The 9,039-nt window shown below is 73.5% G+C and carries 9 protein-coding genes; 4 read left to right on the forward strand and 5 right to left on the reverse strand.

The window, feature by feature from the left end:
- Positions 1 to 1,293, forward strand: a complete 1,293-nt coding sequence (locus ACFUC1_RS05865; RefSeq protein WP_379117586.1) for a DUF58 domain-containing protein — start codon at positions 1 to 3, stop codon at positions 1,291 to 1,293.
- Between the two features lie 78 nt (positions 1,294 to 1,371).
- On the opposite strand, the gene cysM is transcribed toward ACFUC1_RS05865, so the two are convergent.
- Complete coding sequence (gene cysM, locus ACFUC1_RS05870; protein WP_379117599.1) at positions 1,372 to 2,259, reverse strand: cysteine synthase CysM; 888 nt, start codon at positions 2,257 to 2,259, stop codon at positions 1,372 to 1,374.
- Between the two features lie 139 nt (positions 2,260 to 2,398).
- The gene (locus tag ACFUC1_RS05875) at positions 2,399 to 3,394 is read right to left on the reverse strand and encodes a stage II sporulation protein M (RefSeq protein ID WP_379117588.1); all 996 of its coding nucleotides are present in this window, start codon (positions 3,392 to 3,394) and stop codon (positions 2,399 to 2,401) included.
- Positions 3,395 to 3,435: 41 nt separating this feature from the next.
- Here ACFUC1_RS05875 and ACFUC1_RS05880 point away from each other — a divergent pair, with 41 nt between their 5' ends.
- Positions 3,436 to 4,335: an RDD family protein gene (locus ACFUC1_RS05880; protein WP_379117590.1), complete on the forward strand. Its 900-nt coding sequence runs from the start codon at positions 3,436 to 3,438 to the stop codon at positions 4,333 to 4,335.
- Here the strand turns inward: ACFUC1_RS05880 and ACFUC1_RS05885 are convergent.
- A complete protein-coding gene (locus ACFUC1_RS05885; protein WP_379117601.1) occupies positions 4,314 to 5,435 on the reverse strand; it encodes an adenosine deaminase in 1,122 nt (373 codons plus the stop codon). The two genes, ACFUC1_RS05880 and ACFUC1_RS05885, sit on opposite strands and share 22 nt — an antisense overlap.
- A 74-nt stretch (positions 5,436 to 5,509) precedes the next feature.
- On the reverse strand, positions 5,510 to 5,872 hold the full coding sequence (locus tag ACFUC1_RS05890) for a cupin domain-containing protein (protein WP_379117591.1): 363 nt from the start codon (positions 5,870 to 5,872) through the stop codon (positions 5,510 to 5,512).
- Between the two features lie 66 nt (positions 5,873 to 5,938).
- Between ACFUC1_RS05890 and ACFUC1_RS05895 the strand changes: the two genes are divergently transcribed.
- Positions 5,939 to 6,538, forward strand: a complete 600-nt coding sequence (locus ACFUC1_RS05895) for a TetR/AcrR family transcriptional regulator (protein ID WP_379117593.1) — start codon at positions 5,939 to 5,941, stop codon at positions 6,536 to 6,538.
- 89 nt (positions 6,539 to 6,627) lie between these two features.
- On the forward strand, positions 6,628 to 7,554 hold the full coding sequence (locus ACFUC1_RS05900; RefSeq protein WP_379117595.1) for an alpha/beta fold hydrolase: 927 nt from the start codon (positions 6,628 to 6,630) through the stop codon (positions 7,552 to 7,554).
- Here the strand turns inward: ACFUC1_RS05900 and ACFUC1_RS05905 are convergent.
- Entirely contained in the window at positions 7,535 to 8,824 is a 1,290-nt protein-coding gene (locus ACFUC1_RS05905; protein ID WP_379117597.1) for a thymidine phosphorylase, read from the reverse strand. The two genes, ACFUC1_RS05900 and ACFUC1_RS05905, sit on opposite strands and share 20 nt — an antisense overlap.
- Positions 8,825 to 9,039: the final 215 nt, after the last annotated feature.

Consider the following 9,039-nt stretch of genomic DNA (forward strand, 5'->3'; position numbering starts at 1 on the left):
GTGTTCGTCACCGGCCGCCTCCTCGCGCTCGTGCTCCTCGGAGCCGTGCCCGTCCTCGTGCGCCCGGACACCACCACCGTGTGGGCCTGGGTCGGGGTGTGCCTCGTCGCGGCCGCGCTCGACCTGGCGCTCACCGGGTCGCCGCGCGCGCTGCGGGTCGACCGTGTGCCGGTCGCGCCCGTGCGCCTCGGCGAGGGCACGTCGACGACCCTGCTCGTCGACAACCCGGGCAACCGGCGGTTCCGTGGCTCGCTGCGCGACGCGTGGCAGCCGTCGGCCGGCGCCACGGGGACGCGCCACCGCCTCGCGGTGCCCGGCGGCGAGCGCAGGCAGGTGACCACGTCGCTGCTGCCCACCCGGCGGGGCGACCGGCTGGCGGACCGCGTGACGGTCCGCCGGCTCGGCCCGCTCGGCCTCGTCGGCCGGCAGGCGTCGTTCGCCGTCCCCGGCCACGTCCGCGCGCTGCCGCCGTTCCACTCCCGCAAGCACCTGCCGTCCCGGCTGGCCCGGCTGCGCCAGCTCGACGGCCGCTCGGCCGTGCGCACCCGCGGCCAGGGCACGGAGTTCGACTCGCTGCGCGACTACGTCGACGGCGACGACGTCCGCAGCATCGACTGGCGCGCCACGGCCCGGCGCCGCACCACGGTCGTGCGCACCTGGCAGCCCGAGAAGGACCGCCACATCATCCTCGTGCTCGACACGTCACGGACGTCGGCGGGCAGGGTCGGCGACGTCCCGCGCCTCGACTCGGCCATGGACGCCGCGCTGCTGCTCGCTGCCCTGGCCTCCCGGGCGGGCGACCGGGTGGACCTCGTCGCCGGTGACCGCCGGGTGCACCGCAAGGTGGTCGGGGCCAGCCGTACCGAGCTGCTCCCGGACCTCGTCACCGCGATGGCCCCGCTCGAGCCGGCCCTCGTCGAGGCGGACTGGCCCCTGCTCGTCTCGGAGGTCTCGCGGGTGAGCCGCCAGCGCGGGCTCGTGGTGCTGCTGACGCCGCTCGAGCCGTCCGCCGTCGAGGAGTCGCTGCTCGCGCCGCTGTCCGTCCTCGCCCAGCGCCACCGCGTGGTGCTCGCGTCGGTGTCGGACCCGGCGCTCACGGCGATGGTGGAGGCGCACGACGACGGCCGCACGGCCTACGACGCCGCGGCTGCAGCGCGGACGATCGCGCTGCGCGAGCGCACCGGGGCCGCCCTCGGGCGGCTGGGGGTGGACGTCCTCGACGCCGACCCCGAGCAGCTGCCCGTCGCCCTGGCCGACCACTACCTGTTGCTGAAGTCCCGCGGCCTGCTCTGAGGGGACCGTGCCGGCCACGGAGGGACCAGTCTGGGCGAGGCCGTGCTCCTCGTTCTCCAGCGGCGTCAGCCGCAGCGCTCAGGCGGGGAACACACCGCTGGAGAGGTACCGGTCCCCGCGGTCGCAGACCACGAAGACGATCGTCGCTCCCTCGACCTCCCGGGCCACCTGGAGGGCAGCCCAGCAGGCGCCGGCCGCGGAGACACCGCCGAAGATGCCCTCCTGGCGGGCCAGCTGGCGGGCCGTCTCCTCGGCGTCGGCCTGCGTGACCTCCATGGTCCGGTCCACGGCCGACGGGTCGAAGATCCTCGGCACGTACTCCGGTGGCCAGGCGCGGATGCCGGGGATCTTGGATCCCTCCGCGGGCTGCGCCCCGACGACCTGGACGCCGGGGTTGCGCGACTTCAGGAACCGCGAGACCCCGGTGATCGTGCCGGTCGTGCCCATCGCCGAGACGAAGTGCGTGATCCGACCGTCGGTCTGGCGCCACAGCTCCGGGCCGGTCCCCTCCTCGTGGGCCCGGGGGTTGTCCGGGTTGCCGAACTGGTCAAGGACCCGGCCGCGACCCTCCCGCTCCATCCGGGTCACGACGTCGCGGGCCTCTTCCATCCCGCCCTCCGCCGAGGTGAGGACCAGCTGGGCTCCGTACGCCTTCATCGTCTGGATCCGCTCGGTGGAGGCGTCCTCGGGCATCACGATGACCAGCGGGTACCCGCTGATCGCCGCCGCCATCGCCAACCCGATGCCCGTGTTCCCGGACGTGGCTTCCAGGAGCGTGTCGCCCGGGGAGATCTCCCCTCGCGCCTCGGCACCCCGGATCATGCTGATCGCGGGCCGGTCCTTCACCGAGCCGGCCGGGTTGTTCCCCTCGAGCTTGGCGAGCAGCACGTTGCCGCGGCGTTCGTTCTCCGGCCCCGGCAGACGCTGCAGACGCACGAGCGGGGTGTCGCCGATGACGTCTTCCATCGTGGGGTAGGGCGCAGGATTGCTCACCGCCGGAGTCTACGGCGGCGGCCACCGGGTAGCCGCAGCCGAGTCCTCGACCACCCCCTGTCCACCGAGCACGAACCGGTCCGCGAGCCGGCTTCAGCGGAAGGGCGCGGCGTCAGCCGGCGACAGGGACGTCGAAGCCGCGCTCGGACTCGGCGAGGTCGCCGGTCTCGCCCCGGTGGTGCGCCCACCGGCCGAGGGTGAAGACGTAGGTCAGGAACGCGCCCTCTGCGAGCAGGCCGATGCCGATACGCGCCCAGGTGGGCAGGCCGGACGGCGTCACGAACGCCTCGATCAGCCCGGACACGAGCAGCAGCACGACGAGCCCGAGGGACACCCCCAGGGCGGCCCGGCCCTCCTCCGCCAGCGCCCGCACCCGCGACCGCGGACCCGGCGACACCCATGCCCAGAACAGCCGCAGCCCCACCCCGGCCGCCACGAAGACACAGGTGAGCTCGAGCATCCCGTGCGGCAGGATCAGGCCGAAGAACAGGTCCCCCCGGCCGTGGCGCACCATGATCGAGCCGACGACCGCGACGTTGAGCACGTTCGTGACGAGCAGGAACACCACGGGCAGGCAGAACACGCCGAGGGCGATGCACAGCGCGGCGAGCCAGAAGTTGTTGGTCCACACGTGCAGCGCGAACGACGTCGCGGCGTACTCGCTGTAGTAGCTGGCGAAGTCGTTGTTGACGAGCTGGTCGATCTCCTGCGGGGTGGCGAACGAGCTCTCCACGCGGGGGTGGTCGAGCAGCCACCAGCCGATGACGAACGCGAGGACGACGTCGACCACCAGGACGGTGAGCCACCACCAGCGCATCCGGTACAGGGCGGCGGGGAACGACACGGCGGCGAACCGACCGGCGTCCGACCACGACAGCGTCCGCGTGCCGGCCGACCGCGAGCGGGCACGGGCCAGCAGCATCGACAGGTAGCCGACGAGCGAGGCGTCGGGCGCGGTCGAGCGGATCATCGACAGGTGCGTCGCGACGCGCTGGTATCGGTCGAGGATCTCGTCGGCGTCCGCCCCGGTCAGCCGTCGCTGCCTGGTCAGCTCGTCGAGCCGTTCCCATTCCCCCCGGTGGGCGGCCACGAAGGCGTCCAGGTCCACATCGGCCACCCTAGCCGCCGGCCGCCGTTACAGTGGCCGACATGAGCAGCAGCACCGTGGGGGTCGGTGCGGACGACCTGGTGACGGGTGAGGCCGTCGCCCTGGACCTGCCGAGCGCGGGCATCGGCCTGCGCATCGTCTCGGGCCTCATCGACTACGTCGTCGGCATCCTCGTCCTCATCGCGCTGCAGATCGGCGCCGACGCCGTCTTCGGTGGCGTGGACACGGCGCTGGCCCTGGCGATGACGACCCTCGCGACCATCGCGGCGCTCGTGGCCCTGCCCACGACGTTCGAGACCCTCACCCGCGGAAAGACCCTGGGACACCTGGCGCTCGGGCTGCGGACCGTGCGCGACGACGCGGGCCCCATCGGCTTCCGGCAGGCCCTCACCCGGGCGATGCTCGGGGTGGTCGAGGTGTACGGGTGCAGCGGCGTCCCCGCGCTGGTGTGCGCGGCCGTGTCCTCGCGGGGCAAGCGCCTCGGGGACCTGCTGGCCGGCACCTACGTCGTGCGGGACCGGCAGCGGATCAAGCTGCCGAGTCCCACCCAGATGCCGCAGCAGCTCGCCGGCTGGGCGGCCACCGCAGACCTCCCACCGCTGCCCGACCCGCTGGCCGTCGCCGTCCGCCAGTTCCTCGCGCGGGCGCACACCTTCGCGCCGCCCGTGCGCGAGCAGCTCGGCTCGCGCCTGCTGGAGGAGGCGCGCCCCTACGTCGCACCGGCACCGCCGCCCGGCCACCACGCCGAGTACGTCCTCATGGCGATGCTCGCCGAGCGCCGCACCCGTGACGCCGACCGGCTGGCCCGCGAGGCCCGGCTGCGCGAGCGGCTCCTGCCGCCCGACCCAGCGGGCTCCCTCCCCTCCCGGCCGCAGGCGCCCGCACCCGCTGCCGGGACGGGCCCCGGCGGCACGTCGACTCAGGCCAGCAGCTCGGCGTAACCCGGCTTCACGACCTCGTCGATGATGGCGAGCCGCTCGTCGAACGGGATGAACGCCGACTTCATCGCGTTGATCGTGACCCAGCGCAGGTCCTCCAGCGACCAGCCGGCCTCCTGCACGAGCAGCCCCATCTCCCGACTCATCGACGTGCCGCTCATGAGCCGGTTGTCGGTGTTGACCGTGACCCGGAACCGCAGTCGCTTGAGCAGCGAGATCGGGTGCAGCGCAATGGATTCCGCTGCCCCCGTCTGGACGTTGCTGCTCGGGCACATCTCGAGCGGGATGCGCATGTCCCTGACGTATGCCGCGAGCCGGCCGAGGTGCACGTCGGCCGGGTCCGCGGCGATCGCCGCCGCGACGTCGTCGCCGAAGGGACGGCCCTTGACCACGAGGTCGTCGACGATGCGCACACCGTGCCCGAGACGGTCGGCGCCACACCACTGGATCGCCTCCCAGATGCTCGGCAGGCCGAACGCCTCGCCGGCGTGGATGGTGAAGTGGGCGTTCTCGCGGCGCAGGTACTCGAACGCGTCGAGGTGCCGCGTGGGTGGGAACCCGGCCTCTGCCCCGGCGATGTCGAACCCGGCGACCCCGCGGTCCCGGTAGCGCACGGCCAGCTCGGCGATCTCGGTGCTCTTGGCGGCGTGCCGCATGGCGGTGAGGAGGGCGGTGACACGGATGGGGTTGCCGGCCTTCGCCGCCTCTTCCTCGCCCTCGCGGAAGCCGGCGTTGACCGCCTCGACGACGTCCTCGAGCTCGAGGCCCTGGGTCAGGTGCTGCTCGGGCGCGTAGCGGCTCTCGGCATACACGACCCCGTCGGCGGCGAGGTCGACGACGCACTCGCGCGCGACCCGGCGCAGGCCGTCGGCGGTCTGCATCACCGCCAGGGTGTGGTCGAAGGTCTCGAGGTAGCGCACCAGCGAGCCGGAGTCCGCGCTCTCGCGGAACCAGTCGCCCAGCGCCTCGGCGTCCCCCGCCGGGAGGCCGGTGTAGCCGACCTCGTCGGCGATCTCGAGGATGGTCTGCGGGCGCAGGCCTCCGTCGAGGTGGTCGTGCAGCAGCGCCTTGGGGGCGCGGGCGATGAGCTCCTCGGTCGTCAGCGCGGCGGTCCCGCCCTCGGCGCCCTCGGCGTACTCGTCGCCAGTGCCGTCCCTGCCGTCCCTGCGACCGAAGATCACGCGCCCTCCTCCTCGCGGTTGACCGTCTCCGGCGAGAACGCCGGCAGGCAGACAGCGACGTACTCGGCGCCCTCCGGGCCGGTGGAGTAGCGGATCCGCTCCCCCGCCCGGGTCAGGACGCTCTGCCCTGCCTCGACCCGCAGCCGGCCACCGTCGTGGTCGACGAGGACCGCTCCGGCCAGGACCAGGGTGTACTCGTCGAAGGCCGGCGCCTGGAACGGCTCGGTCCAGTCCGCCGGGGCCTTCATGTGGGCGATCGAGACGCCCTCGGAGCCGGTGTTCACCCGACCCACGTGTTCGTCGATGACCTTACCGCCGGGGACGGGGATGGTGGTGGGGGACGCGATCAGCTCTGGCACGAGCCCACCCTAGTGCGTGGCCTCCAGGGACTTGTCGTATGCGAACGGTCGTGCTTTTATGAGCGGGTGAGCAAGGGCGAGGAGACGCGGGAGGCGGTGCTGGCCGAGGCGCTGGCGCAGTCGAGCCGGGTCGGCCTGCGGGGGATCACCATCGGCGGCCTCGCCGACGCGATGGGCATGTCCAAGAGCGGGCTGTTCTCGCACTTCGGCTCCAAGGAGGGACTGCAGACCGCGGTCCTCGAGTTCGCTGCGGACCACTTCGCCCGCCTCGTCATCCGGCCCGCGCTGCGCGAGCCGCGGGGCGAGCCCCGCCTGCGCATGCTCTTCGAGCGCTGGCTCGGCTGGGGCGGGTACAGCGACTACGCCCTGCCCGGCGGCTGCATCTTCGTCTCCGTCGCGAGCGAGTTCGACGACGAACCCGACACACCCGTCCGGGACAAGGTCGTGACCACCGAGCGCGACCTCCTCGACACCATCGAGACCATCGTGCGCGGCGGTGTCGCCGAGGGCCAGTTCGCGACGGACACCGACGCCGGCGCGTTCGCCCAGGACATGCTGGCGATCGTCCTCGGCTACAACTTCTCCGCGCGGCTGCTGCGCGACGACGCAGCCGCCGCGCGTGCCCGGGCGGCCTTCGACCGCCTGGTCGACCACATCCGCGCCTGACCTGCCGGTCACCGTCCCGAGGAGCTGCCATGTCGGCAGAAAAAAGCACGATCGATCGTTTCAGTATCTCGGCTGCGATCCCCGCGCGCGTGCCCGCGCCGGCCGTGCCCAGGCAACGCGCACGGCGGACCCCGCCGCCGGCCACGCCCCCGCTGCTGCGCCTGGCGTTCGACCGGCTCGAGCGCACGCCCGCGGTCGGCGGCTGGCTCGCCGAGCGGCTCTGGTTCCGCCTTCCCGCACCGCCCTCCGCGGCCGAGCGCGAGCGCCGGACCCCACCGGGCGGTGAGCCGTTCGAGACCGAGTGGTCCGAGGGCGTCGTCCGCGGACGGGTCTACGGCGACTGGGGGCTGCCCACGGCATACCTCGTCCACGGCTGGGGCGGCTGGTGGCAGCAGCTGTCCGCGCACGTCCAGCCGCTGCTCGACCGCGGGCTGTGCGTCGTCGCGTTCGACGCGCCCAGCCACGGCGGCTCGGACGCCGGCCGCTTCGGCAGCCGGTCGACCACGTTCGTCGAGATGGGCGAGGCGCTGGCGGCGGTCGCCGCCGACTTCGGCCGTCCCGCCGTCGTGGTCGCGCACTCCGCCGGGTCGATGGCGTCGCTGCTGGCGATCGACGGCGGGCTCGACGTCGGGGCGCTGGCCCTGATCGCGCCACCGGTCTCGGTCGACCCGATCCAGCGCCTGGTCGCGACGTCGCTGGGGGTCGGCCCGCGCTCCGAGCGGGTCATGCGCGAGCGCGCCGAGCGCCGCGTGGGCCTGCCGATGCAGGCCCTGGACCTCGTCGACCTCGCCTCACGCCAGCGCTCCCTCCCCCGGCTGCTCGTGGTGCACGACCGCCGCGACCGCGAGGCGCCCCTGGCGGGCGCAGTCGAGCTCGTCACCGCCTGGCACGGCGCGAGGCTGGTCATCACGGACGACCTCGGTCACCACCGGGTCATGTGGCACCCGGACGTGGTCGCCCGCGTCGCCGGGCTTGCGGGTGAGGCCGCCGAGGAGGTCAGGCGATCCGCTCGATGACCAGTGGCAGCAGGTCGGGGCGCGAGCCCTCGGGTGCGATCGTGAACGCGCCGTCGAGCGCCTCCAGGGCCCGCTCGAACCGCTCCGGGGTGTCGGTGTGCAGCGTCAGCAGCTTCTCCCCACCGCGGACGACCGCTCCGGGCTTGGCGTGCATCTCCACGCCTGCGCCGGCCTGCACCGGGTCCTCCTTGCGGGCCCGACCGGCGCCGAGGCGCCAGGCCGCGACACCCACCTTGAGGGCGTCGAGCTCGGTGAGCACACCGTCGGCCGGCGCGAGCACCTCGTGCGTCTCCTTCGCGACGGGCAGCTCGGCATCCAGGTCGCCGCCCTGCGCGCGGATCATCGCCTTCCAGGCGTCCATCGCGCGGCCGTCCTTGAGGGCGTCGGCCGGGTCCACGTCGTCGCGCCCTGCCGCAGCCAGCATCTCGCGAGCCAGCGCCAGGGTGAGCTCGCCGACGTCCTCGGGCCCACCGCCGGCCAGGACCTCGACCGACTCGCGGACCTCGAGGGCGTTGCCCGCCGTGAGGCCGAGCGGCACCTGCATGTTCGTGAGCAGCGCGACGGTGTTCACGCCTGCGTCGGTGCCCAGGTCGACCATGGTCCGGGCGAGCTCGCGCGCGTCCTCGACCGTCTTCATGAAGGCGCCGCTGCCGACCTTGACGTCGAGGACCAGCGCGCCCGTGCCCTCGGCGATCTTCTTGCTCATGATCGACGAGGCGATGAGCGGGATCGCCTCGACCGTGCCGGTCACGTCGCGCAGCGCGTAGAGCTTCTTGTCGGCGGGAGCCAGGCCGGCCCCGGCGGCGCAGATCACTGCACCGACGTCCTCGAGCTGGCGCATCATCTCGTCGTTGCTGAGGGCTGCCCGCCACCCGGGCACCGACTCGAGCTTGTCGAGGGTGCCGCCGGTGTGGCCGAGGCCCCGGCCCGACAGCTGCGGCACCGCGACGCCGCAGGCCGCCACGAGGGGGGCCAGCGGCAGGGTGATCTTGTCGCCGACGCCGCCGGTCGAGTGCTTGTCGGCGGTGGGACGCGACAGCGACGAGAAGTCCATCCGCTCGCCGGACGCGATCATGGCCGCCGTCCACCGGGAGATCTCGCGCCGGTTCATGCCGTTGAGCAGGATCGCCATGGCCAGGCTGGACATCTGCTCGTCGGCGACGACCCCGCGGGTGTACGCGTCGATCACCCAGTCGATCTGCGCGTCCGACAGCTCCTGCTTGCCGCGCTTGGTGATGATGACGTCGACGGCGTCGAAGGACTCGCTCATGGCCTCATCGTGTCAGACCGGCGACCCCCGCCGACACGCGCTCCGACGCGTGCTCCGGGGCAAGTCGCCGACGCCCGTCGCCTACCGCCCCCGCATCTCGGGCGACTCGTGACGTTTCCGGCAGCAATGGCCGGCCGCGGCATGAGTCCGGGGCGCCTCGTGACGTTTCCGGCACCAGTCGCCCTCGACGGCAGCACCGCGGAGGTGTGCCGCGC

Source organism: Pedococcus sp. NPDC057267 (genome assembly GCF_042668795.1).
In the GTDB taxonomy this organism is placed as follows: Bacteria; Actinomycetota; Actinomycetes; order Actinomycetales; family Dermatophilaceae; genus Pedococcus.